The organism is Streptomyces sp. NPDC086077 (assembly GCF_040686175.1).
Lineage (GTDB): Bacteria > Actinomycetota > Actinomycetes > Streptomycetales > Streptomycetaceae > Streptomyces.
The window spans coordinates 14,007-38,087 of record NZ_JBFBJT010000055.1 but is presented as its reverse complement, the minus strand read 5'-3'; the positions used below and the strand labels follow the sequence as shown (position 1 = coordinate 38,087).

Here is a 24,081-nt window from a genome sequence, read left to right as displayed (position 1 = left end):
ATGACGAAAAGGACAGACGGCCCGGCACTCAGTCGACCGGGCGCACCACGACGGAGGTCGCGGACGGTGCCGCCTCCACCCACACCTCGGCCCCCCTGGCCACCGGCACGGCGCTGCGCGCGGCGAACTTCACGGGCTGACCGGCGAGTTGGAGCAGCACCTCACCGAAGCCGCCGTCCGGAATGGCGGTCACGACGTTGCCGGAGGTACCCACGAGGTCCTCGCCGCGCGGTGCGACAGCCGACCCGTCCCGCATCAGGGCGCGGCTGAGCCGGTACGTCAGCCAGGCCGTGCCCCGCCGCAGACGGCGCCGCATCCGGTGGCGAGTGCCGGGCCGGCCCCGGTCACCCCCATGGCGAGGGCTCCGCCGAAGCCGGTCATCGCCAGGAACCCGGCAACGACCGGCAACGACAGCCACCCGTCGAGGACGCCGTCCAGCGCGCCGTCGAGCACGCTGTCCAGCACCCCGTCGAGTACCAGCGCCAGGGCGAGCAGCACGACCCCCGTGATGCCGAGTCCCAGGAACCAGGCCATCCGTGCCGCCCCCTCCCGCCCGCCGCCGGTCTCCCCGTTGACGGGATCCTGACATGCGGGGCCGTCGGATCGCATTGCCGGGTTCCGGCAATCTTTACGCGTTCTTCATGCCGACGTCCGGAATCTCCGGCAGGCCCAGCAGGCGGGTGATCGTGCGCAGCACGCCGTTGTCGGTGTTGGCCGGAGCCAGGTGCCGGGCGCGCCGGACGACCTGCGGATGGGCGTTCGCCATGGCGTAGGACCACTCGGCCGTGTCGAGCATCTCCAGGTCGTTGAGGTAGTCGCCGAACACCACGGTCTGCGCGGGTGAGATGCCCAGCTCGCGCTGGAGGCGGCGGACGGCGGCACCCTTGTTGGCGGTGCGGTTCATGATGTCGACCCAGTGCTCGCCGGAGACGACGACCTGGTGGGTGGCGCCGAAGCGGGCGAGGGCCGGGGCGGTGACGCGTTCCACGGGGCCGAAGTCGTGGAGGGCGACCTTGAGGATGTCGTCGTCCACCGCGGTGACGTCGTCGACGACCCGGTGCTCGACGTAGTACCTGCGGACCTCGGCCAGGAAGGGCTCGTCGGCGCGTTCGACGTAGGCGGACCGCTTGCCGCAGACGACGGCGCCGAGGTCGACGCCGTCCGCCGCGAGCCGCCGTACCTCCCGGACGACGTCCGTGACGACGGCCGGGGCCAGCGTGTCGGAGCTGATTTCCACGCCGTCCCTGACGACGTAGGTGCCGTTCTCCGCGATGAACACCATGCCCTCGGCGGCCCGGGCGAACTCACGTGCCAGCGTGGCGTACTGGCGGCCGCTGGCCGGGGTGAACAGCACCCCGCGCTCCCGCAGCCGCTCCAGCACCTCCCACAGCCCGGCCGGGACGCGCTTGTCGTCGTCCAGCAGCGTGCCGTCCATGTCGGTGACGACGAGGCGGATGTCGGCGTTGCCGGGCGCCGCGGAGGCGGACGTGGTGGGCAGGGTCGCGCGGGAGTGGGGCATGTCCTGTTTCCTGGGCGCTCGGCCGCTTCCCTGGGGTGCCCGATCGCGCGCCGCTTGTCGTTCCGGGTGCGGCCGTCAACCCTACCCAGGACTCTCCTCCGCACGAGTGAGGCCCCGGTCCTCCGGTTCGCCCGCGGGCCGATCTTGAACGCGGCACAATGGCGGCAACTGCGGTACGGGCGAGGAGAGGAAGAGACGTGAGCGAGGCTCCCACCCCGGCGGAGGGATCGGCACGCCTGAACACCGGTGTGGCGCACAACGCACGGGTCTGGAACTACTGGATCGGCGGCAAGGACAACTACGAGGTCGACCACCAGGTGGGCGACCATGTCGCCTCGATGTTCCCGCTGGTCCGGGACATCGCGCGGGCGGACCGCGAGTTCCTCGGCCGGGCGGTGTCCCTCCTGGCCGGCGAGCGCGGGGTGCGGCAGTTCCTGGACATCGGCACCGGGCTCCCGACGGCGGACAACACCCACGAGATCGCCCAGCGCATCGCGTCCGAGTCCCGGATCGTGTACGTCGACAACGACCCCATCGTGCTGATACACGCCCGGACCCTGCTGACCGGCACCTCCGACGGCGTCACCGACTACGTCGACGCCGACGTGCGCGACCCGGAGCTCATCCTGGACCGGGCCACGCGCACCCTGGACTTCACGCGTCCCGTCGCGGTGATGATGCTGGGCATCCTCAACTTCGTGCTGGACACGGACGAGGCGCGGGAGATCGTGCGCCGGGTCATGGCCGCCGTGCCCTCCGGCAGTTACCTGGCCATGACCCACCCCACGCACGACGCGGAGCTGGGCGGCGAGGGCCAGATCCCGGCCATGAAGTTCTGGAACGAGAACGCCACCCCGCCGGTCACCGCCCGCAGTGGCGCCGAGATCGCGTCGTTCCTCGACGGGCTGGACATGCTCGAACCGGGCCTGGTGTCGTGCTCCGCCTGGCGCGCCGAGCTGCACGCCCCCGTCGTGGTACCGCAGTACGGCGCGGTGGCCGTGAAACCCTGACTCCGGTACCGACCCGGCCGCCGCGCCCGTCGAGGAGGACGTATGACGACCCTTGCCGACCCGGTCCCCGGTGGCCGCCCCGGTGAGACGGAAAGGGCCGGCGCGCTCAGCGGTGAGCTGTCCTCGCGGGGTGTGCACGGGATCGTCCTGTCGTACGTCGACACGGCGGGCATCGGCCGGGTCAAGGGGATCCCGACGGCGCGGCTCCCGGCGGCCGCGGCCTGGGGCGTGGGGATGTCCCCGGTGTTCGACACCTTCCTCGCCGACGACTCCGTCGTCACCACGGACGTGCTCGGCTCGCCGGACGGGGATCTGCGGCTCTACCCCGACCTGGACCAGCTGACCGTGCTCGCCGCACAGCCCGGCTGGGCGTGGGCGCCGGTGGACCGGATCACCCAGGACGGCGAGCCGCACCCGGCCTGCGCCCGCACGTTTCTGCGCCGGGTCGTCGACCGTGCGGCCCGGGAGCACGGCGTCACCTTCCGGGCGGCCGTGGAGATCGAGTGGGCGCTCGGGCTGGGGTCGGCGCCCGGCGGGGAGTTCGTACCGGCGGTGTCAGGACCGGCGTACGGCGCCATCCGGCAGGTGGAGCTGAGCGACTGCACGGCCGATCTGCTGGCGGCGTGCGCCGCGCAGGGCGTGGACGTGGACCAGGTGCACCCCGAGTACGCGGCCGGGCAGTTCGAGGTCTCGGTGGGGGCGCTCGACCCGGTGGCGGCGGCCGACCGGAGCGTGCTGCTGCGGCAGACCATCCGCGCGGTGGCCGGGAGGCACGGTCTGCGTGCCTCCTTCGCCCCGGCCGTCTCCGGCGAGGGCGTCGGCAACGGCGGCCATCTGCACCTCTCCGCCTGGCGCGACGGCGTCAACCTGCACTCCGGCGGCAGCGGCCGGCACGGAATGACCGCGGACGCCGAGTCCTTCGCGGCCGGGATCCTCGGCCGTCTGCCAGGCCTGCTGGCGGTGACCGCCCCGAGCCCGGCGAGCTATCTGCGGCTCCGGCCGGCACAGTGGGCCGGCGTGTTCACGGCATGGGGCCTGGAGACCCGGGAGACCGCGGTGCGGGTCATCACGGGCACCGCCGGCCTGCGCGACCAGGCCGCCAACCTGGAGGTGAAGCCCGTGGACCTGGCCGCCAACCCCTACCTCGCCCTCGGCTCCGTGATCGCCGCCGGACTGGACGGCCTCGCGACGGCCGCACCGCTGCCGGAGCAGACCACGGGCGACCCGGCGCGGCTGGGCGCCGAGGAGGCGGCGCGACGGGGGGTGCGCCGGCTGCCGGAGTCGCTGGAGGAGGCCGTCGCCGCGTTCCGCCGGGACCACGGGGTGCGGGCCGCGCTGGGAGAGGTGCTGGCCGACGCGGTGATCGCCGTACGGCTCGGTGAGATCGCCGCCGTGGCCGGGCTGGACGACGAGCGGGTGGCCGCGGCCTACCGCTGGGTCTACTGACGTGGGCACCGCCGGACCGGTCGCGGAGGCGCTGGACGCGCTGCCCCTGGTGGACCACCACTGCCACGGCGTCGTCACGGCGGGCCTGGACATGCCGGGCTTCGCGTCGCTGCTCACCGAGGGCGAGGCATGGCCGGGCGTCTCGCCCTTCGACAGCCCCGCCGGCGTCGCCGTCCGCCGCCACTGCGCGCCCCTGCTGGACCTGCCGCGCCACGCCCCGGCCGAGGAGTACGTGGCCCGCCGGGCGGGGCTCGGCCCGGCGGAGGTGAACCGGCGGTTCCTGTCCGCCGCCGGGACGAAGGTGTTCTGCGTCGACACCGGCTACGCCCCCGAAGGCCTCACCACGCCGGAGCAGTTGGCCGAGCTCGCCGGTGCCGGTGCCCTCGCGCACGAGGTCGTACGGCTGGAGACCGTCGCCGAGGCCGTGGTGGCGGCCGGGGTCGAACCGGACGCGTACGCGCGGACGTTCGAGGCGGCCGCGTGGGAGGCGGTGGGGCAGCCCGGTGTGGTGGCGGTGAAGTCGGTGGCCGCCTACCGAACGGGCTTCGACCTGGACCCGGCCCGCCCCACGGAGGCCGAGATCACCGAGGCCGCCCGGCGCCTGCCGGCGCACGGCGGCCGGCTGGACGACCCCGTGCTCGTACGGCACCTGCTGTGGACGGCCGTCGGTCTCGGGCTCCCCCTCCAGCTGCACACCGGCTTCGGGGACAACGACGTCCGGTTGCACCGCTGCGACCCCACCCACCTGACCGACTGGCTGCACCTGACGTCCGGCACGATCCCGGTGATGCTGCTGCACTGCTGGCCGTACCAGCGCCAAGCCGCCTACCTCGCGGCCGTGTTCGAGCAGGTGTACCTCGACGTCGGCCTCACCCTGCACCACGTGGGGCCGGGCCGGGCGGGCGCGGTGCTGGCCGAAGCGACGGAGATCACGCCGTTCCGCAAGCTGCTGTACAGCTCCGACGCCTACGGTGTGGCGGAGTTCCACCTGCTGGGTGCCCTGGCCTTCCGGCGGGGGCTGGCCGAGTTGCTCCAGGAGCGGGTGGACTCGGACGAGCTGAGCCTGCCGGACGCGCTGCGCCTCGTGCGGTGGGCGGGGCGGGACAACGCCCACCGGGTCTACCGGTTTTCCGACGACACCTGAAAGTATGATCAAGCAATGTCTGACATGACCGAGACCACGCCCGGTTGGCTGTCCTCCGACGAGCTGGAGATGGCGCGCGCCCGCATGCCGATCCTGTATGTCGAGGCGGTTCCGGTGCGCGTCGACGACAGCGGTGAAGTCACCAGCATCGGCCTGCTGCTGCGCATTGGACCGGACGGGACGGTCAGTCGCACCCTTGTCTCCGGCCGGGTCCTGCACCACGAGCGGGTCCGGGACGCCCTGCTGCGGCACCTGGAGAAGGACCTCGGCCCGGTGGCGCTGCCCCGGATCCCGGCCTCCCTCCAGCCCTTCACGGTCGCCGAGTACTTCCCGACCCAGGGCATCACGCCGTTTCACGACCCCCGCCAGCACGCGGTGTCCCTCGCCTACGTGGTGCCGGTGACCGGCGACTGCCGGCCCCGGCAGGACGCGCTCGACCTGGAGTGGTTCGAGCCGCACGAGGCGGCCTCGCCGACGTTGCAGAGCGAGATGCCGGGCGGGCACGGGGTGCTGCTCAAGCAGGCGCTGGCGCACGTGGGGCTGGCCTTCTGACCGGCCGCACCGGTCGACGCCGTGGCCACGAGGCGGGCGGGCGGGAGGGCGCCGGTCCTGACCGGCGCCCTCCCGTCGGTCAGGCGACCAGCGCGGCCGGCTGGTCCGCCGCCGCCAGCAGGTCGACGAGCGTGGCGCGGGCCCGGTTCACCCGGGAGCGGACCGTGCCGACCGGACAGCCGCTCAGCGCGGCCGCCTCCGCGTACGGCAGCCCCAGCAACTGGGTGAGCACGAACGCCTCCCGCCGCTCCTCGGGCAGCACGGCCAGCAGGTCGAGCAGCGCGATGCCGTCGTCGAAGCCGGGCAGGTCACGCGGCTGGGCCAGTTCCACGGCAAGCCGCCAGTCCGGTACGTCGCACAGGCGTGGCCGGGCGGCGGCGTAGCGGTAGCTGTCTATCACCGCGCGCCGCGCGATCGACAGCAGCCAGGCCCGCGCGGAGGAGCGCCCCTCGAACCGGTGCAGGCTGCCGAGCGCCCGCAGGAACGTGTCCTGCGCGAGGTCGTCGACGGCCTGCGGATCGCCGCACAGATGGGCGACGTAGCGCAGCACGTCGCGGTGCAGGGCGCGGACGAAGCGGTCGACGGCCGCCGGGTCACCGGTGCGGGCGGCCAGCGCCCATGCCGTTATCGAGTCGTCGGCGGATTCGGCCCCGTGGGGCGCGGTCGGTTCGTGGTCGTCGGTCTTCCCGTGGTCCTCGGTTCTCTCGCGTACGTCGGGCAGGGCAGGAGTGTTCACCTGGTGTCCTTGTCGGCCGTCCAGGACCCCGGCCGGCGGCGCGTGGGCGCACGTGCGGTGCGGGATCCGGTGAGTGGGGGAGCGGCCGCACGGCGTCCTGCGCGGCGTCGGATGCCCGCGCGGGCGTACGGCCGTGACCCGAGGCGCGCACAGGCTGCCCCGGGTTACCGGCTGTCGTCAGACAGCGGTCCCCAGGGGCGGCCCCCGAGAGGTGATCGCGTGGACGAGCAGGAGCCGTCGCGGTGACCGCGCCGACCTGCGGCGCCGCAGGCGGGGGCGCGGGTGGTGCGGCGGGACGGGCACGGCGAGCGGCAGCCGCAGGGGTGCCGCGAGCCATCCGGCCACCGCGCGCAGGAGGCGGAACGCGGCGCGCTCGCCGTGCGCGAGCCACAGGCCGCACAGCAGCGCGGCCAGCAGGTGCGCGGCGAGCATGCCGAACGAGGACGAGCCGTCCATGACGTGGCCCATGAGCCTGGCATGGCCCACGTCCATGGCGTCCAGGGAGTGGGTGTGCGGGGACCCCATGGGCATCGCCGACATGTCCGCGGCGTCCATGGGCATCGCCGACATGTCGTGCGCCGTGACGTCCGAGTGCGTACGGGGTCCGGGCCCGGCGGCCATCGACTGGGCGACGGAGAAGGCGGAGTGCAGGGCCGTCTGGGCGACGACGACGACGGTCACGATCAGCGGCAGCCCGCGTTCCCGGTCGGCCAGCCCCCAGCCCGCGGCACCGGTCACGGCCGCGCCCGCGGCCAGCGTCCACCAGGGCACGTCACTGCCGGACATCAGCACGTGGCCCAGGGCGGCGAGCAGCACACAGACGGCCGCGAACACCGCGGCCCGAACCGTGCGAGAACACCACCCGACAGTCATGACGGCCCTCATCCTTGCATCCGGCGCGCGGTCGTCAACGGTGGGTACGGAATCGGGTGGTGTCGGTGACTCAATCCGAGACGCGTGAGACAGACCACACACATATGCCGGAACCAGCTCGGCGTTCGGGCCGACCGCGGTGGAGGACGACGTACTCCCTGGCCGTCCTCCCCTCTGGCATCCTCGAAACGTGCCCCTCCCCCGCCCCGCCGTCGAACCCGAGCCGATATCCGTTGATCCGCCGGGTTCCACGCCCCGCCCGCTGCTGACCCAGTCATGGCTGGATCTGGCCCTTCTGCACTGGGCCGCCGCCCCCGCGGACGTGGCGCCCCTGCTGCCGGCCGGCTGCGTCCCGGACACCTTGGACGGGGTGACGTACGTCGGTCTCGTGGCGTTCCGGATGCACCGGGTCGGCTGGCTGGGGCTGCCCGGCGTGCCGTATCTCGGGAACTTCCCGGAGATCAACGTCCGGCTCTACTCGGTCGACAGCCACGGGCGCCGCGGCGTGGTCTTCCGCTCGCTGGACGCCTCCCGGCTGCTGCCGGTGGCGGTCGGCCGCTCGGTGTTCCGGCTGCCCTACGCGTGGTCGAGGATGACCGTGTCCCGCGGGGACGACGTCCTCACCTACACCAGTACTCGGCGGCTGCCCGGCCCCAGGGGCGCGTACAGCCGGATCACCCTGCGCGTCGGCGAGCCCGTGGCCGAGCCCACCGAGGTCGAACACTTCCTGACCGCCCGCTGGGGCATGCACACCACGCTCCTCGGACGCCCCGTCCACCTCCCGAACACCCATCCGCGCTGGCCCCTGCACCGCGCCGAACTCCTGAAATGCGAGGAGGACCTGGTGGCCGCGGCGGGCCTGGCGGCGCCGGTCGGCGAACCGGCGAGCGTCCTGTACTCACCGGGGGTGCCGGTACGTTTCGGCCGCCCCGCCCGCCGGCACGGCTGACGGTCACCCCTGGCCGGAGCCCTGGCCACCGCCCGGCAGCACCACCACCGCCGACGTCTCGACCCGGCCGCTGCGCTCGAAGTGGAGCGTGAACGGCACGACGTCGCCCACGCGCCAGCCCGCGTCGGCCCGCAGGATCACGTCCAGGCCGAGCGGTGTCATCGACAGGTCGCCGCCCGCGGGGACGGAGGCGGAGCCGACGGCGGCGCGGTAGGCGGCTCCGCTGTCGGTCATACGGTGGCGGCTGAGCGTGGGTTCCCGGCCGGCCGTGCCGGACGTCACCGCGACCAGTCGGTCCTCCGCCCCCCCCGGAGTTGGTGATGTCGAAGAACGCCGCCGTGTCCTCGGTGTCGCCGAACGGCAGGAAGACCCGGCCCGGCGCGACCTCGATCCGGGGCGGTCCGCCCGCCCGGCCGGTGTCCACCCATGCGGTCAGCGCGCCGAGGGCGACCGCGCAGGCCGCCACCGGGGCGAGGGCGGTGAGCAGGGTGTCGGCGGCACGCGGTCGGCTCATCGCGCGGGCCGCCGTCCACGCCCGGGCTGCCAGGTGCGCAGCCGCAGGCTGTTCCCGACGACCAGCAGCGAGCTCACGGACATCGCCGCCGCGGCGAGCATCGGGGTGAGCAGCCCGACCATGGCCAGCGGCAGCGTCACCGCGTTGTAGCCGAAGGCCCAGACGAGGTTGGCGCGGATCGTGCCCAGGGTGCGCCGGGCCAGCCGCACCGCGTCCGCGAGCGCCTCGATGTCCCCGCGCACCAGCGTCACGTCGGCGGCCCCGATGGCCACGTCCGTGCCGCCGCCCATGGCGATGCCGAGGTCGGCGCCGGCCAGCGCGGCGGCGTCGTTCACCCCGTCGCCGACCACCGCGACCCGGCGTCCGTCCGCCCTCAGCCGCCGTACCAGGTCGGTCTTGCCCTCCGGGGTGCGGCGGGCGTGCACCTCGGTGATGCCGAGCGACGCCGCGACGGCTCGTGCGGGCGCGTCGGCGTCGCCGGTGGCGAGGACGGGCTCGATACCGAGGCGGCGCAGCCGTTCCACCGCGCGGTAACTGCCCGGCCGTACGACGTCCCCGACCTCGACGACCGCGGCGGCCGCCCCGTCCACCCGCACCAGGACCGGCGTCCGCGCGGCCGCGTGCGCCGCCTGCCGCGCCTCGGCCAGTTCGCCGGGCAACCCACCCTCGCAGGCGCCGACTTCGACGAGCCGCCCCTCGACCCTGCCCCGCACGCCCCGTCCGGCCTCGGCGGAGAAGTCCCGCACGCCCGGCAGCGGCCGCCCCACGTAGGCGGTGATCGCCCGCCCCAGCGGATGCTCCGATCCCTGCTCCACGGCCCCGGCCAGCCGCAGTACGGCGTCCCGGCCCGGCCCGCCCGGCGGCGTGGTGACCCGGGCGACGGTCATGTGCCCGGAGGTGAGCGTGCCGGTCTTGTCCAGGACGACGGTGTCGATGTGCCGGAGCCCCTCCAGCGCCTGCGGCCCGGTGACCAGCACGCCGAGTTGGGCGCCGCGGCCGGTCGCGGCCATCAGGGCGGTGGGGGTCGCGAGGCCCAGTGCACACGGGCAGGCGACGACCAGGACGGCGACGGACGCGGTGATCGCGGCCTGTGGATCGGCACCGGCACCCAGCCAGAAGCCGAGCACCGTCACGGCGAGCGTCAGCACCACCGGTACGAACACCCCGGCCACGATGTCGGCCAGCCGCTGCGCCTTCGCCTTGCCCGCCTGGGCCTCCGTCACCATCGCGGTGATCCGGGCGAGTTGGGTGTCCGCCCCGACCGCGGTGGCCCGCACGAGGAGCAGCCCGCCGACGTTGACCGCCCCGCCGACCACCGTGGTGCCTGGCCCGACCTCGACGGGTTCGCTCTCCCCCGTGACGAGGGCCAGGTCCACGGCGGAACTGCCCTCCACCACCTCGCCGTCGGTGGCGATCCGCTCTCCGGGGCGCACGACGAAGACCTGCCCGGCCGTCAACCGCTCGACGGGTACCAGCCGTTCGCCGCCGCCGTCCTCCCGCACGGACACCTCCTTGGCGGCGAGCCGCGCCAGCGAGCGCAGCGCCGCACCGGTGCCGCGCCGGGCTCGCGCTTCCAGCACGCGGCCCGCCAGCACGAACAGCGGTACGGCGACGGCGGCTTCGAGATAGACGTGCGCGACGCCGTCGGACGCGGACGGCACCAGACCGAACGGCATCCGCATGCCGGGCGTGCCCGCTCCGCCGAGGAAGAGCGCGTACGCCGACCACGCGAAGGAGGCCAGTACGCCGAGCGAGACCAGGGTGTCCATGGTCGACGCCGCGTGCCGCAGCCCCCGCGCCGCCCGTGCGTGGAACGGCCAGGCTCCCCATACGACGACGGGCGCGGCGAGGACGAAGCAGAGCCACTGCCAGTTGCGGAACTGCAGGGCGGGCACCATCGACAGCACCAGCACGGGCGCCGCGAGCAACCCCGTCACCGTCAGCCGGCCGAGCTCGGAGTCGTTCCCGGTGCCGGGTTCGGGGGCCTGGGACGGTGTGGGCAGGGCGGCCGTGTAGCCGGCCTGCTCGACCGTGGCGACCAGTTCCTCGGGGCGGACGACGGTCGGGTGGGTCACGCGGGCACGGCCGGTGGCCAGGTTGACCGTGGCGGTGACGCCGTCGAGGCGGGCCAGCCGTTTCTCGACCCGTCGCACGCAGGCCGCGCAGGTCATTCCGCCCACGGTGAGGTCGGTCGTCGTCAGGGTGGGCGCCGGCCTGGTCGTCATGGGGTGTGGCCTTCGGTGTGGTCGCCGTGCGTGCCGGTGCCGCTGTGGGGGTCCGCCTCGGTGGCGCCGCTGTCCGGGCGGTGCATGCCGGGCGCGACCGGGCCGACGGCCGATCCGACGGCGTAGGCCACCACGAAGACGACGGCGAGCAGCAGCAGGAATCCGCCAAGGGCCGGCGGGGGCAGCAGGTCCCTCAGCGCCCTGGGGGCGCGGCGGGCGGGTGGTCGGGGGTCGTGCATCACCGGTCTCCAGATCGCGTCGCACGGCGTCACTCGGTTCGCACCGTGCCGGTACAGGAGTCGGGGACGGGACGGCTGGAGTTCCACGCCACCGGTGTGGGGTAGGTCACACTGCGCGATCGCGCGGTTACGGTAGGGCGCGCAGCGAGCACCGTTTCTCCCCCTTTTGAGGTGTTTCACCATGGCCTTGAGTATCCGCAACCAGCTGCCCGGCACCGTCACCGCCATCACCTCCGGCGAGGTGATGGCGGTCGTCGGAGTGCGTCTCGACGGCGGGCAGGACATCACCGCGGCGATCACCGCGGACGCGGTACGGGACCTGGCGCTGACCGAGGGGGCCGCCGTACGCGCCCTCGTCAAGTCCACGGAGGTCTCCCTCGCCACGGGCCCGGTGGAGGGACTGTCCGTCCGCAACCGGCTGCGCGGCACGGTGCTGGGGGTCGGCACGGGCGGCGCGATGGCCTCCGTCAAGGTCGCGCTGGAGGGCGGGGAGCTGACCTCCGCGATCACCAAGGACGCGGTCGACGACCTCGGTCTGGCGCCGGGCTCTCCGGTGGTCGCCCTGATCAAGGCGACGGAGGTGTCCCTGGCGGTGGGGTGACGCCGGGCGCGTCGCCGTACTCGTCGGGGAGGCGCATCGCCGGTCCGCCGACCTGCAGGCCGAGGGGTTCCGCGCGGCCCTTCGGCTCTTCCCAGGCCTCCTGGCGGCCGAGCGCGGTGAGGTCGAGGTAGTTGTCGCCGTTGTGGAACTCCTCGATGCCCCGGCCGAACGCGGAGTAGGTGTGGAAGACCTCGTCGCCGACCCGGAGGAAGGCGCTGACGCCGGGGTAGTCGCCGCGCCAGCTCGCGTCCCAGGGCTCGCCCGCCCCGGCGAGCTCGGCCGGGGTGCGGTAGTTGACCAGCACCGGGGCCACCCGGTCGTCGATCGTGGCGTGGAAGTCGTAGTTGAAGTCGCTGTCCGCGGCGGAGTACCAGGGGAACGTCCAGCCCATACGGTCCCGGAACGCGGCGATCTTGGGGTACGGCGCCCGGGACACCGCGGCCAGGGAGGTGCCACGCACGTGCAGCTGGCGCAGATGGGCCGGGATCTGGTCGGCGGCGGAGGAACAGCTCGAGCAGCCGTGGTCGCGGGGGCGCTCGGTGCCGTCGGCATCGATGTCGTACATCCACATGAAGTGGTGCACGACCAGCTGGGGCCGCCCCTCGAACAGGTCGACCAGCCCGACCGTCCCGTCGGGGCCCTCGAAGGTGTACTGCGCCTCGACGCGGACCATGGGCAGCCGCCGTCGTCGGGCGTTGACCCGGTCGCGAGCCCGGGTGAGCTCCTTCTCCGCGGCCAGCAGCTCCTTGCGCGCGCTCAGCCACTCCTCGCGGGACACCACCTCGGGCAGCTCGGTCATGGCCCTCACCTCCACGTGGTCCGGACTACGGCGTCGGTCACCATGCTTCTCCCCCACGGCCCCGCCCACCACCGCGCGCCACCCGCGCGGCGCCGTCCGACACGGCTCATGATTTAACCCTTCGTTTTCTTGAACCGTTCGTGTTTACCGCGATAGGTTCGCCCGCATGACCGCGTCCCCGAATCCGACCACCGCCGAAGAGCTGCGCGGTGCCGGCCTGCGGGTGACGGCAGCCCGCGTCGCACTGCTGGAGACCGTCCGGGCCGGAGACCACCTGGGCGTCGAGGCGATCGCGTCGGGGGTGCGCGACCGCGTGGGCCACATATCCCTGCAAGCGGTGTACGAAGCCCTGCACGCGCTGACCGCGGCGGGGCTGGTCCGCCGGATCGAACCGGCGGGCAGCCCGGCCCGGTACGAGGGGCGCGTCGGCGACAACCACCACCACCTCGTGTGCCGGTCCTGCGGCACGGTCACCGACGTCGAGTGCGCGGCCGGCCAGGCCCCCTGCCTGACCGCGTCGAACGACCACGGTTTCTCGATCGACGAGGCCGAGGTCATCTACTGGGGCCTGTGCCCCGCCTGTTCCACCCGTAGTTCCTGAGCACCGTGATCCATGTCCCGAAGAAGGATGCCCATGGCTGAGAACCCGGATGCAATCGTCACCGACCCCAAGACGGAGGGCACAGGAGGCTGCCCGGTCGCGCACGGGCGCGCCGCGCACCCCACGCAGGGCGGTGGCAACCGCCAGTGGTGGCCGGAGCGCCTCAACCTGAAGATCCTCGCCAAGAACCCCGCCGTGTCCAACCCGCTCGGTGAGGACTTCGACTACGCCGAGGCGTTCCGGTCCCTCGACCTGGCGGCCGTCAAGCGGGACCTCGCCGAGGTGCTCACGACCTCGCAGGACTGGTGGCCCGCCGACTTCGGCCACTACGGTCCGCTGATCATCCGGATGGCGTGGCACAGCGCGGGCACCTACCGCATCAGCGACGGCCGCGGCGGCGCCGGCGCCGGCCAGCAGCGCTTCGCGCCGCTGAACAGCTGGCCGGACAACGCCAACCTGGACAAGGCCCGCCGTCTGCTGTGGCCGGTGAAGAAGAAGTACGGCCAGAACATCTCCTGGGCCGACCTCATGATCCTCGCCGGCAACGTCGCCCTGGAGACGATGGGCTTCGAGACCTTCGGCTTCGGCGGCGGCCGGGCGGACGTCTGGGAGCCGGAGGAGGACGTCTACTGGGGTCCCGAGACCACCTGGCTCGACGACCAGCGCTACAGCGGCGACCGCGAGCTGGAGAGCCCCCTCGGCGCCGTTCAGATGGGCCTCATCTACGTCAACCCCGAGGGCCCCAACGGCAACCCGGACCCGCTGGCCGCGGCCCGCGACATCCGTGAGACGTTCCGCCGGATGGCGATGAACGACGAGGAGACCGTCGCCCTCATCGCCGGTGGCCACACCTTCGGCAAGACCCACGGCGCCGGCCCGGCGGACCACGTCGGCAACGACCCCGAGGCCGCCTCCATGGAGGAGCAGGGCCTCGGCTGGAAGAACACCTACGGCACGGGCAAGGGCGGTGACGCCATCACCTCCGGCCTGGAGGTCACCTGGACCACCACGCCGATCCAGTGGAGCAACAACTTCTTCGAGAACCTGTTCGGCTACGAGTGGGAGCTGTCCGAGTCCCCCGCCGGCGCCAAGCAGTGGGTCGCGAAGGACTCCGAGGCCGTCATCCCCGACGCCCACGACTCGTCGCGCAAGCATCTCCCGACGATGCTCACCACCGACCTGTCGCTGCGTTTCGACCCGATCTACGAGCCGATCTCGCGCCGCTTCCACGAGAACCCGGCGGAGTTCGCGGACGCCTTCGCGCGTGCCTGGTACAAGCTGACCCACCGCGACATGGGTCCGAAGTCGCACTACCTCGGCCCGGAGGTCCCGGAGGAGACCCTGCTGTGGCAGGACCCGCTGCCCGAGGCCCAGGGCGAGGTCATCGGCGCCGAGGAGATCACGGCCCTCAAGGCCAAGCTCCTCGACTCCGGCCTGACCGTCCCGCAGCTGGTCGGCACGGCGTGGGCCTCGGCCTCGACGTTCCGCGGCAGCGACAAGCGCGGTGGCGCCAACGGCGGCCGGATCCGCCTGGAGCCGCAGCGCGGCTGGGACGCCAACGACCCCGACCAGCTCGCCTCGGTCCTGCGCACCCTGGAGAACGTCCAGCAGGAGTTCAACGCGGGCTCCGCGAAGAAGGTCTCCCTGGCCGACCTGATCGTCCTCGGTGGCTGCGCGGGCGTGGAGAAGGCCGCCAAGGCCGCGGGCCACGACATCGAGGTGCCCTTCACCCCGGGGCGGGTCGACGCGACGGACGAGCACACGGACGCCGAGTCGTTCGCCGCGCTGGAGCCGACCTCGGACGGCTTCCGCAACTACCTCGGCAAGGGCAACCGCCTGCCGGCCGAGTACCTGCTGCTCGACCGGGCGAACCTGCTGACGCTGAGCGCCCCCGAGATGACGGCGCTCGTCGGCGGTCTGCGCGTCCTGGGCGCCAACTCGCAGCAGTCCAAGCACGGTGTCCTCACCGAGACCCCGGGCACCCTGACGAACGACTTCTTCGTCAACCTGCTCGACCTGGGTGTGACGTGGAGGTCGACGTCCGAGGACCAGACCACGTTCGAGGGCATCGACGCCGCCACGGGCGAGGTCAAGTGGACCGGCACCCGCGCCGACCTCGTCTTCGGCTCCAACTCCGAGCTGCGTGCGGTCGCGGAGGTCTACGCGAGCGACGACGCGAAGGAGAAGTTCGTGACGGACTTCGTCGCGGCGTGGGACAAGGTCATGAACCTGGACCGGTTCGACCTGGTCTGACCTGAGTCAGCCATGAGGCCGTCCGGTCCGGCACGCTGTGTGCCGGACCGGACGGCCTCGGCCGTTCCCGCACACACGAGTGAGGCCGCCTTCTCAGCTTTCTGAGAAGACGGCCTCCGACCTGCGATGAAGCTGGTCGGGACGACAGGATTTGAACCTGCGACCCCTTGACCCCCAGTCAAGTGCGCTACCAAGCTGCGCCACGTCCCGGTGCGGTCTGACCTGGGGTTTCCCCCCGGGTGAACGCGCAGGGAAACAATACCGCACTCGGGTCGGTGGTCGCGCACCCGATTACGCCCGCCGCCACGCGCCGGTGCACGGTCGCCGCGCGGGCCGGCCGTGGCGGTCACGAGGGGGACGCTGATGCGGGCGCGCGGGTGCGGTGGGTGTCGACGCGCACCAGATCGCGTATCGCGGGCACCGCGAGCAGCGCGAACGCGACGACGAAGCTCATCGCGCCGGAGACGAGAAGGACCCGGTCCGCGCCGAGGGCGGCCGCGGCGGGCCCCGCGAGCGCCTGGCCGACGGGCAGCATCGCCAGGGAGCCGGCCACGTCGTAGGCGTGGATGCGATTGAGGACGGCGGGCCGGACCTGGGTCTGCACGCTGGTCGCCCACATGACGCCCCAGAACGACATCCCGGCCCCGGCGACGGCGGCGCCGGCCGCCATCGCCGGCATGTCGAGGCCGAGCCCGACGGTCGCCGGGAACCCCGCGAAGCCGAACAGGGCGATCGCCCCGGCCCGCAGCATCCGGCGGGGGCGCAGCCGCAGCGCGACGAGCCCGCCGACGACGGTGCCGGCGCCGAGGGCGGAGTTGATCAGGCCGTAGGCGCGGGGGCCGTGTTCCTGGACCACCTCCGTCGCCACCACCGGCACGGTCGGGCCGAAGACGGCGATCATGTACAGGCACCAGACGGCGATGACGCCCCACAGCCAGGTGCGCGCCCTGAACTCCCGCCACCCCTCGACGAGATCTGCCCGGAAGGCACCCGCCCCGCGCCCCGCGGGGCGGGTGCCCGGCACCGGCGGCGGCAGCCGCAGCAACAGCAGGCACAGGGCGCTGACCGCGTACGTGGCGGCGTGCGCGGCGAAGACACCGCCCGCCGACGCGACGCCGACCAGCACGCCCGCGACGGCGGGGCCGACGAGCTGGGCCGAGGACTCGGCGATGCGTACGGCGCCGTTGGCGCCCTGGATGTCGGAGGCGAGCCGGGGCACCATGCTGGCGACGCCGGGCTGGAAGACGGCGCTCGCGACGCCGCCCACCACACCGATCGCGCAGATCTCCCAGAGCACCACCCGGTCCGCGAAGAAGAGTGCCGCGGTGAGCGCCTGGGTACCCAGCCGCACCACGTCGGCCCAGATCATCAGCTTGCGGGTGCTGAACCGGTCGGCGATGACCCCGCCGAAGACGACCAGCGCGGCGAACGCCCCGGCCGTCGCGGCCATGGCGAGGCCGACCGCGCCGGCGCCGTACCCGTGCTGGAGCAGGCCTGCGGCGAGCGCCACCGGGAGCATGGTGTCGCCGAGCCGGGCCACGGCGCGGGCGACGAAGAACAACGCGAAGTCACGCGACCAGACCGGCCGCACCGCCGGTCCGGCACCGCCCTTGCCCGAACGGCTCCCCGTACGGGCCTCACCGCCGTTGCCCGAGCCGCCCCGCTCCCCCGCGTCGGCAACGTCGTCCGGCATGCCGCCCATCCCCCGCGCTCCCCTCCCCATGTCCCACGAAGCCCCGGCCACCCCAGCGGCCGAGGCCCACCCCTCCGGATCATGCCACCCCGCGCCGACAACGCCGGAGGGAATTTCACCGCCCGGACGGCAGCCCCAGCTCCGGGTGTGCGTCGAGCAGCCGGGTCGGCGCCGCCTGCCGCCATGAGTCGGCCAGGATGTCCCGCAGTTCGTCCTCGTCCTCCAGCGCGGACAGCCGTGCCCGCACCCAGGCGAACTGCGCCTCGTGGTCGGCCACCCAGAATTTCTCCGGCTCGGCCATGACCAGTTCGTCGCGCTCCTCCTTGGGACAGCGCACGGCGATGGAGGTCTCCTCCTCCGGCAGCGTGGCGAACATCTTCCCCGCGACCCGGAACGTGGGCATGCTCCAGGCGATCTTCTCCGTCGTCTCCGGCAGGGACAGGGCGATACGACGTACGTCTTCGGCATCCGGCATGGGACGCAAGGTAGCGCCCGCCACCGACAGTCATCCGGCGAGGGCGGGTGTTCCGACCTGCTTGTAGTAGACGGTCGTCGGCCGCAGCACCCCCGCCGGACTCGCCGCGTAGTCGGGGATCGCGCCGAGCGGGGTCCAGCCCGCCGCCCGGTAGAGGCGCTCGGCGGGGCTGTCGGTCTCGGTGTCCAGGTGGAGGAGCGTGACACCGGCCGCGACGGCCGCCCGCTCGGCGGTGTCGAGGAGCCCCCCGCCCGCGCGCCTCGCGACGCACCATGAGCTTGACCAGTTCCGCCCGGTGCCGGCTGTGGGCTTGTCGGCGAAGGCCAGGCTCACGGTCCCGGCCACCCGCGCCCCCTCACGGGCCGCCCAGACGGCGAGTTCACCGGCGGCCACGCCGGCCGCCCGCCCCCGCCACCAGGCCAGGGCCTCACCCCGGTCGAGCGGCGCCAGGAAGCCCACGGAGGCGCCGCTGTGCACGGTGTCGACCAGCAGGTCCGCCAAATCCTCGGCATGTTCGAGCACCTGTGACTCGTTCAGCGTCTCCACGTTCACGGCAGCACCACCGCCGGCACGTACCGCACATCCTCTTGCCCGGCGCACCGGAACCGCGTCGGCCCCCACACCCGCAACCGCAGGGTGTCCCCCGCCGCGAGCCGGTGCTCGACGTCCTGCACGGTCACCGCCAGGGCTCCCGCCAGCACCCAGATGTGCTGTTCCAGGCCGGGCACGGGCGGCCGGTCGTAGGCGATGTCCGCGCCCACCGCGAGCCGCCCCTCGACCAGTTCGCCGCGCAGCCCGGCGTGCGGCGGCGACACGGATCGGCGTACGAATCCGGAGGCCCGGATATGAGACAGCCGTGTTACGCGGTCCTCACGCCCGCGCGGCCTCCCCCAGTGCCTCCAGCACCGGCCTGATCAGCGGATGCTCCTCCGCGCCCCGGCGGATGGCGGCGAAGACCCGGCGCGTGGGCGCCTCCCCGTCCACCGGACGGACGACGACGCCGGCGAGGTCCATCCAACGCAGCGCGGAGCGCGGTACGAGGGCCACCCCCGCGTCCGCGGAGGCGAGGGCCACCACCGCGCGGAAGTCGTCCGAGGAGTGCTCGAAGCGGGGCTGGAACCCGGCGGCCTCGCAGGCCAGCACCACCACGTCGTGGCACGGGTTGCCGGGATACGGGCCGATCCACGCGTCCTTGGCCAGCTCCGCCAGCGGCACCTCGCCCGTCTCCGCCAGCCGGTGGCCGACGGGCACCACCGCGTCGAAGGGCTCGGCGTACAGCGGGACGTGCGCCAGCCGCGGATCGTCGGCCGGCGGAGCCCCGCGGTACTCCACGGCGACCGCGACATCGACCTGCCGGTCCAGCACCATGGGCAGGCTGGCATCCCCCTCGGCGTCCCGGACGCGGATGCGGATGCCGGGCGCGGTCCGCGCGAGGCGGGCCACGGCCGGCGCGACGACCTGGGCGATGCCGGTCGCGAAGGAGGCGACGCTGACCGTGCCGGCGGCGCCCGAGCTGTACGCCGCGAGCTCCGCCTCCGCCCGCTCCAGCTGGGCGAGGACGGCGTTGGTGTGGCTGAGCAGGATCTCGCCGGCCGCGGTGAGCCGTACCCCCTTGGCGCCCCGCTCCACCAGCCGGTGCCCCGTCTCCTGCTCCAGGGCCGTGAGCTGCTGGGACACCGCGGAGGGGGTGAGATACAGCGCGGCGGCAGCCGCCGTCACGGTGCGGTGGTCGGCCACCGCACGGAGGATGTGGAGCCGCCGCGCCTCGATCATGGCACCGATTCTCTCAAACCGGCCGTGTCCGCAGGTCACCCCTTCCGGGGCTCAGGCGTCGAGCTCCGCCCGCGCCGCCACGAACGCGTCCACCGCGCGGTCGACGTCCTCGGTCGAGTGGGCGGCCGACAACTGGACGCGGATCCGCGCCTGCCCCTGCGGCACCACCGGGTACGAGAAGCCGATCACGTACACGCCCCGCTCCAGCAGCAGCTCCGCCATCCGGCCGGCCCGCGAGGCGTCGCCGATCATCACCGGCGCGATCGCGTGGTCGCCGGGCAGGATGTCGAAGCCCTCCTCGGTCATCCGGCGCCGGAACAGCGCGGTGTTCTCGGCGAGCCGCTCCCGCAGGTCGCCCGCCGACTCCAGCAGGTCGAGCACCTTCAGCGAGGCGGCGGCGATCACCGGGGCGAGGGTGTTCGAGAAGAGGTACGGCCGGGAGCGCTGGCGCAGCAGCGCGACGATCTCGGCGCGGGCGGCGACGTAGCCGCCCGAGGCGCCGCCGAGTGCCTTTCCCAGGGTGCCGGTGATGATGTCGACCCGGTCCATCACGCCGTGCAGTTCGGGGGTGCCGCGCCCGCCGGGGCCGACGAAGCCGACGGCGTGCGAGTCGTCGACCATGACCATCGCGTCGTAGCGGTCGGCGAGGTCGCAGATCTCCCGCAGGGGCGCGAGATAGCCGTCCATGGAGAAGACGCCGTCGGTGACGATCAGCCGTCGCCGCGCCGGCTGCGCCTCCTTCAACTGGCGCTCCAGGTCGTCCAGATCACGGTTGGCGTACCGGAAGCGGCGGGCCTTGGACAGCCGGATGCCGTCGATGATCGAGGCGTGGTTGAGGGCGTCGGAGATCACGGCGTCCTCGGGGCCGAGCAGGGTCTCGAAGACACCGCCGTTGGCGTCGAAGCACGAGGAGTACAGGATCGTGTCCTCCTGACCGAGGAAGGCGGACAGTCGCGCCTCCAGCTCCTTGTGCACCTCCTGCGTGCCGCAGATGAAGCGGACGGACGCCATGCCGTAGCCCCAGCGGTCGAGGGCCTCGTGGGCGGCGGCGATCACCTCGGGGTGGTCGGCGAGGCCTAGGTAGTTGTTGGCGCAGAAGTTGAGCACCTCACCGGGCCGGCCGCCCGCGGAGACGTTGACGGTCGCGGACTGCGGGGTGTCGATGACGCGTTCGGGCTTGTGCAGGCCGGCGGCGCGGATCTCGTCGAGGGTGGCGCGCAGGTCGTCGCGCACGGAGTCGAACATGACGGGGTCTCCTAAAGGTGCTGTGGGGGTTACGCGGTCCAGTCGAGGATGACCTTGCCGCCGCGGCCGCTCGCCGCGTCGGCGAACGCCGCCTCGAAGTCGCGGTAGCCGTACCGGCCGGTGATCACGGGGGCGAGGTCGAGGCCGCCTTCCAGCAGCACCGACATGGCGTACCAGGTCTCGAACATCTCCCGGCCGTAGATGCCCTTGAGAGTGATCATCGACGTGACGATCCGGGCCCAGTCGACCGGGAACTCCTGCGCCGGCAGGCCGAGCATCGCGATCCGCCCGCCGTGCGTCATGTTCGCGATCATGTCCTGGAGCGCCTCCGCGCGGCCGGACATCTCCAGGCCGATGTCGAAGCCCTCCCGCAGGCCCAGGATGCGCTGCCCGTCCGCGATCGAGGACTCGCGCACGTTGAGGGCGAGGCTGACGCCGATCTTGCGGGCCAGGTCGAGCCGCTCCTCACTGACGTCCGTGACGACGACGTTGCGGGCGCCCGCGTGCCGGGCCACGGCGGCGGCCATCAGCCCGATCGGGCCGGCCCCGGTGATCAGCACGTCCTCGCCGACCAGCGGGAACGACAGCGCGGTGTGCACGGCGTTGCCGAACGGGTCGAAGATGGCCGCGACGTCGAGGTCCACCGGCACGCGGTGCACCCACACGTTGGTCGCGGGCAGCACGACGTACTCGGCGAAGGCGCCGTCCCGTCCGACCCCGAGCCCGATGGTCGCCCGGCACAGGTGGCGGCGCCCGGCCAGGCAGTTGCGGCACTTGCCGCACACGAGATGGCCCTCGCCGCTGACCCGGTCGCCGGACTTGATCTCGCTGACGTCCCGGCCGGTCCCGACGACCTCGCCCACGAACTCGTGGCCGAGCACGAGCGGGGTGCGGATCGTCTGCTGCGCCCATCCGTCCCAGGAGTGGATGTGCAGGTCGGTGCCGCAGATGCCGGTGCGCAGCACCTTGATCAGTACGTCGCCTGGGCCGACCTGCGTCTCCGGTACGTCCATGAGCCGCAGCCCTGGTTCCGCCTTGTCCTTGACCAGTGCCTTCACCGCTACGGCTCCTGAGGGTCAGATCCCCGCCGCGGGCATGCCGAAGAAGCCCCCGGACGGGGAGAGAAGTGGAATCGCACAGCAATCTGCCGTACGCCGCCGTCCTGGTCCATCGAGGATTTCTTAACCGCCGCCGCAGCTTTCCTTCACGCCCCGGGCGACGTTCACCTGGTCAGAGCAGAGCTCCGCCGTTCCCGGGCCCTTCGAGCCGTACGACGAGATCCGCGGCAGTCGCCTTGATCGTCTCCAGACCGGTCCGGCCCCAGGGGCGGGGGGAGACATCGGCGACGCAGACGGTGCCGAGCACCGTCCCCGTGGTGTCGATGAGCGGCGCGCCCAGGTAGGAGTGGATGCCGAACTCGTCGACGACCGGATTGCCCGCGAACCGCGGGTAGTCGCGGACGTCCTCCAGCACCAGCGCCTTGTGCCGGACCACCACGTGGGGGCAGAACCCGTGGTCGCGGGGCAGGAAGCGGCCCATCACCGGGCGGGTCCCGTCCTCCTTCATGACGAGCCCGGTGTCGGGCGCGTACAGGCCGGCGAAGAACTGGCCCTTCTCGCCGAGGAAGTTGACCATGGCGTACGGGGCGCCGGTCAGCGACGCCAGATGGCCCGCGAAGGCGTCCAGGGCGGGTTCCGGACGCTCCCCCAGGCCCAGTTGGAGCAGTCGGTGCGTTCTCGCGGGTGCCTCCTTGTCCTCGGGGGTGAGCAGCAGCCGACCGGCCGGGCGCGGCGGGTCGTACCTCATGTCTGGGTCCCGTCGCTGTGGGCGTATGTCATATGCGGCTCCGGTGCGGTGTGTGCGGGTATCACATGTGGGCGCCGTGGCTGGGCGCGGGAGTGACGGGTGCGTGGGCGATGAGATGGCGGACGAGGGTGAGCAGGGTCTGGACGCCGGATGCGGAGATCCGGGCGTCGCAGCACACCACGGGGACCTCGGGGTGCAGGTCGATGGCGGCACGCACCTCCTCGGGGTCGTAGCGGTGGCCGCCGTCGAACTCGTTGACGGCGACGATGAATCCGAGGCCGCGCTCCTCGAAGAAGTCGACGGCCGCGAAGCACTGCTCCAGCCTCCGGGTGTCGGCGAGGATCACCGCGCCGAGGGCGCCCTCGCACAGCTCGTCCCACATGAACCAGAAGCGCTCCTGGCCCGGTGTGCCGAAGAGGTACAGGACGTGCTCGGGGTCGAGGGTGATGCGGCCGAAGTCCATGGCCACCGTCGTCTCGACCTTGTTCTCGATGCCGTCGAGGTTGTCGGTGGCGGCGCTGACGGTCGTGAGCAGTTCCTCCGTGCTCAGCGGCGCGATCTCGCTGACGGCGCCGACGAAGGTGGTCTTGCCGACGCCGAAGCCGCCCGCGACCAGGATCTTGAGCGCGGTGGGGAACGGGTCGGTGCCGTAGCCGGAGCCGCCGTCGTCACCGGATCCGTCTCCATGGCCGGATCCGTCGTCGTAGTCGTAGTCGGAGTCGTGGTCAGAGCTGTCGTCGTAGTCCATCGAGCACTGCCTCCAGAAGGGCCCGGTCCGTGGGGTTGTGGTGGAACTCGGGGGGCTTGGTGGTGAGCGCCCCGCAGTCGACGAGGTCCGACAGCAGCACCTTGGTGACCACCGCCGGCAACATCAGGTGCGCGGCGATCTCGGCGACCGACACCGGCGCCCGGCACAGGTCGAGCGCCTGTGCGTGTTCGGGGCCGAGATAGCCGAGGGGGGTGGCCCCGGTGGCCATCACCTGCGAGATGAGGTCGAGCGCGACGGAGGGGCGGGTACGGCCGTTGCTGACCGTGAAGGGGCGCACCAGCCGTCCGGCCGCCTCGTCGAGCCATGGCCCGTCGCCGGCCGCCGTCACGCTCAAGGCCTCATCGCCGGGGGTTCGACGGACTGCTGCCGGGGAGCGGTCACCAGGTAGGGGCGGACGCTCTTGACCAGCATGGCCATCTCGTAGCCGAGCACGGCGGCGTCGGCCTCGCGTCCGGCCAGCACGGCCAGGCAGGTGCCGGAGCCGGCGGTGGTGACGAACAGCAGGGTCGAGTCGAGCTCGACGACGACCTGCCGCACCTCACCGCCGTCGCCGAACCGGACACCGGCACTGCGGCCGAGGGAATACAGGCCGGAGGCCAGGGCCGCCATGTGGTCGGCGCTGTCGGGGTCGAGGCCGTGGACCGACTTCACGAGCCCGTCGCAGGAGAGCAGCACCGCGCTGCTGGTGTGCGGCACGCGCTGTACGAGGCCGCTCATCAGCCAGTCGAGATCGGATACATGGCCGGTGGGGGCATCGGTCGCCATGGTGGATCGACTCCTTGGGATACGAAGGTCTGCGGGCGCGCCCGTGGGTGCGCCGGCGGTCATTGCGGTGGGGGTGGCGACGGCGGCGGCAGCT

Annotated in this window: 24 protein-coding genes, 1 tRNA gene and 3 pseudogenes; 8 read left to right on the top strand and 20 right to left on the bottom strand. The window is 73.0% G+C overall.

Annotated elements, in window-relative coordinates; translation table 11 throughout:
• Positions 1-28 precede the first annotated feature (28 nt).
• Together AB0O67_RS18015 and AB0O67_RS18010 are read right to left on the bottom strand one after the other, a co-directional pair.
• Positions 29-534, bottom strand: a pseudogene (locus AB0O67_RS18015) (hypothetical protein).
• Between the two features lie 94 nt (positions 535-628).
• Entirely contained in the window at positions 629-1,519 is an 891-nt protein-coding gene (locus tag AB0O67_RS18010; protein ID WP_365451091.1) for a Cof-type HAD-IIB family hydrolase, read from the bottom strand.
• Positions 1,520-1,716: 197 nt separating this feature from the next.
• Between AB0O67_RS18010 and AB0O67_RS18005 the strand changes: the two genes are divergently transcribed.
• Genes AB0O67_RS18005 through AB0O67_RS17990 form a run of 4 tightly spaced genes read left to right on the top strand, consistent with a single transcriptional unit; the run spans position 1,717 to position 5,671 of the window.
• Positions 1,717-2,529, top strand: a complete 813-nt coding sequence (locus tag AB0O67_RS18005) for an SAM-dependent methyltransferase (RefSeq protein WP_365451089.1) — start codon at positions 1,717-1,719, stop codon at positions 2,527-2,529.
• A gap of 42 nt (positions 2,530-2,571) precedes the next feature.
• Positions 2,572-3,975, top strand: coding sequence for a glutamine synthetase family protein (locus AB0O67_RS18000; protein WP_365451087.1), 1,404 nt, complete (start codon positions 2,572-2,574; stop codon positions 3,973-3,975).
• 1 nt (position 3,976) lies between these two features.
• Positions 3,977-5,119: an amidohydrolase family protein gene (locus AB0O67_RS17995; protein WP_365451085.1), complete on the top strand. Its 1,143-nt coding sequence runs from the start codon at positions 3,977-3,979 to the stop codon at positions 5,117-5,119.
• Between the two features lie 15 nt (positions 5,120-5,134).
• A complete protein-coding gene (locus AB0O67_RS17990) occupies positions 5,135-5,671 on the top strand; it encodes an NUDIX hydrolase family protein (protein WP_365451083.1) in 537 nt (178 codons plus the stop codon).
• A gap of 79 nt (positions 5,672-5,750) precedes the next feature.
• Here the strand turns inward: AB0O67_RS17990 and AB0O67_RS17985 are convergent, their stop codons facing one another.
• Together AB0O67_RS17985 and AB0O67_RS17980 are read right to left on the bottom strand one after the other, a co-directional pair.
• A complete protein-coding gene (locus AB0O67_RS17985) occupies positions 5,751-6,407 on the bottom strand; it encodes a sigma-70 family RNA polymerase sigma factor (RefSeq protein ID WP_365451081.1) in 657 nt (218 codons plus the stop codon).
• A 177-nt stretch (positions 6,408-6,584) separates the two neighbouring features.
• Positions 6,585-7,280, bottom strand: coding sequence for a hypothetical protein (locus tag AB0O67_RS17980; RefSeq protein WP_365451079.1), 696 nt, complete (start codon positions 7,278-7,280; stop codon positions 6,585-6,587).
• Between the two features lie 190 nt (positions 7,281-7,470).
• Here AB0O67_RS17980 and AB0O67_RS17975 point away from each other — a divergent pair, with 190 nt between their 5' ends.
• Positions 7,471-8,229, top strand: a complete 759-nt coding sequence (locus AB0O67_RS17975) for a DUF2071 domain-containing protein (protein ID WP_365451077.1) — start codon at positions 7,471-7,473, stop codon at positions 8,227-8,229.
• Positions 8,230-8,232: 3 nt separating this feature from the next.
• On the opposite strand, the gene AB0O67_RS17970 is transcribed toward AB0O67_RS17975, so the two are convergent.
• The 3 genes from AB0O67_RS17970 to AB0O67_RS17960 all read right to left on the bottom strand — a co-directional run bounded on the left by AB0O67_RS17970 (position 8,233) and on the right by AB0O67_RS17960 (position 11,207).
• Positions 8,233-8,511 carry a copper chaperone PCu(A)C gene (locus tag AB0O67_RS17970; RefSeq protein WP_365451075.1) on the bottom strand — a complete coding sequence of 93 codons (279 nt, stop codon included), beginning with the start codon at positions 8,509-8,511 and terminating at the stop codon, positions 8,233-8,235.
• A gap of 228 nt (positions 8,512-8,739) precedes the next feature.
• Positions 8,740-10,968 carry a heavy metal translocating P-type ATPase gene (locus AB0O67_RS17965; protein WP_365451073.1) on the bottom strand — a complete coding sequence of 743 codons (2,229 nt, stop codon included), beginning with the start codon at positions 10,966-10,968 and terminating at the stop codon, positions 8,740-8,742.
• Entirely contained in the window at positions 10,965-11,207 is a 243-nt protein-coding gene (locus AB0O67_RS17960) for a hypothetical protein (protein ID WP_365451071.1), read from the bottom strand. Before AB0O67_RS17960 ends, AB0O67_RS17965 begins: the two co-directional genes overlap by 4 nt.
• Before the next feature lie 181 nt (positions 11,208-11,388).
• On the opposite strand from AB0O67_RS17960, the gene AB0O67_RS17955 reads away from it, so the two are divergent.
• Positions 11,389-11,808 (top strand): TOBE domain-containing protein, encoded by a 420-nt coding sequence (locus AB0O67_RS17955; protein ID WP_365451069.1) that lies wholly within the window; start codon positions 11,389-11,391, stop codon positions 11,806-11,808.
• Here the strand turns inward: AB0O67_RS17955 and AB0O67_RS17950 are convergent.
• A complete protein-coding gene (locus AB0O67_RS17950; protein ID WP_365451067.1) occupies positions 11,774-12,607 on the bottom strand; it encodes a DUF899 domain-containing protein in 834 nt (277 codons plus the stop codon). The two genes, AB0O67_RS17955 and AB0O67_RS17950, sit on opposite strands and share 35 nt — an antisense overlap.
• A 166-nt stretch (positions 12,608-12,773) precedes the next feature.
• Between AB0O67_RS17950 and AB0O67_RS17945 the strand changes: the two genes are divergently transcribed.
• Both AB0O67_RS17945 and katG read left to right on the top strand, forming a co-directional pair.
• Positions 12,774-13,208 (top strand): Fur family transcriptional regulator, encoded by a 435-nt coding sequence (locus AB0O67_RS17945; RefSeq protein ID WP_365451065.1) that lies wholly within the window; start codon positions 12,774-12,776, stop codon positions 13,206-13,208.
• Between the two features lie 33 nt (positions 13,209-13,241).
• Complete coding sequence (gene katG, locus AB0O67_RS17940) at positions 13,242-15,461, top strand: catalase/peroxidase HPI (protein WP_365451063.1); 2,220 nt, start codon at positions 13,242-13,244, stop codon at positions 15,459-15,461.
• A 133-nt stretch (positions 15,462-15,594) separates the two neighbouring features.
• On the opposite strand, the gene AB0O67_RS17935 is transcribed toward katG, so the two are convergent.
• The 12 genes and pseudogenes from AB0O67_RS17935 to AB0O67_RS17880 form a co-directional block, all read right to left on the bottom strand.
• Positions 15,595-15,671 (bottom strand) — tRNA-Pro (locus AB0O67_RS17935).
• Positions 15,672-15,807: 136 nt separating this feature from the next.
• Positions 15,808-17,154, bottom strand: coding sequence for an MFS transporter (locus AB0O67_RS17930; protein ID WP_365451061.1), 1,347 nt, complete (start codon positions 17,152-17,154; stop codon positions 15,808-15,810).
• A gap of 115 nt (positions 17,155-17,269) precedes the next feature.
• Complete coding sequence (locus AB0O67_RS17925; RefSeq protein ID WP_365451059.1) at positions 17,270-17,629, bottom strand: MmcQ/YjbR family DNA-binding protein; 360 nt, start codon at positions 17,627-17,629, stop codon at positions 17,270-17,272.
• A gap of 30 nt (positions 17,630-17,659) precedes the next feature.
• Positions 17,660-18,181 (bottom strand): annotated as a pseudogene (locus AB0O67_RS17920) (GNAT family N-acetyltransferase).
• Positions 18,178-18,471, bottom strand: a pseudogene (locus AB0O67_RS17915) (cupin domain-containing protein); the annotation flags it as partial. The pseudogenes AB0O67_RS17915 and AB0O67_RS17920, both read right to left, overlap by 4 nt.
• Before the next feature lie 28 nt (positions 18,472-18,499).
• Positions 18,500-19,402: a LysR substrate-binding domain-containing protein gene (locus AB0O67_RS17910; RefSeq protein WP_365451057.1), complete on the bottom strand. Its 903-nt coding sequence runs from the start codon at positions 19,400-19,402 to the stop codon at positions 18,500-18,502.
• Positions 19,403-19,453: 51 nt separating this feature from the next.
• Entirely contained in the window at positions 19,454-20,647 is a 1,194-nt protein-coding gene (locus tag AB0O67_RS17905; protein ID WP_365451055.1) for a glycine C-acetyltransferase, read from the bottom strand.
• 29 nt (positions 20,648-20,676) lie between these two features.
• Complete coding sequence (tdh, locus tag AB0O67_RS17900; RefSeq protein WP_365451053.1) at positions 20,677-21,705, bottom strand: L-threonine 3-dehydrogenase; 1,029 nt, start codon at positions 21,703-21,705, stop codon at positions 20,677-20,679.
• A gap of 172 nt (positions 21,706-21,877) precedes the next feature.
• Positions 21,878-22,453, bottom strand: coding sequence for a GAF domain-containing protein (locus AB0O67_RS17895; RefSeq protein ID WP_365451051.1), 576 nt, complete (start codon positions 22,451-22,453; stop codon positions 21,878-21,880).
• Between the two features lie 61 nt (positions 22,454-22,514).
• Positions 22,515-23,201, bottom strand: a complete 687-nt coding sequence (locus AB0O67_RS17890; protein ID WP_365451049.1) for an ATP/GTP-binding protein — start codon at positions 23,199-23,201, stop codon at positions 22,515-22,517.
• Entirely contained in the window at positions 23,179-23,550 is a 372-nt protein-coding gene (locus AB0O67_RS17885) for a DUF742 domain-containing protein (protein WP_365451105.1), read from the bottom strand. The genes AB0O67_RS17890 and AB0O67_RS17885 overlap by 23 nt, the downstream gene beginning before the upstream one ends.
• Before the next feature lie 2 nt (positions 23,551-23,552).
• Positions 23,553-23,987 (bottom strand): roadblock/LC7 domain-containing protein, encoded by a 435-nt coding sequence (locus AB0O67_RS17880; RefSeq protein WP_365451047.1) that lies wholly within the window; start codon positions 23,985-23,987, stop codon positions 23,553-23,555.
• Positions 23,988-24,081: the final 94 nt, after the last annotated feature.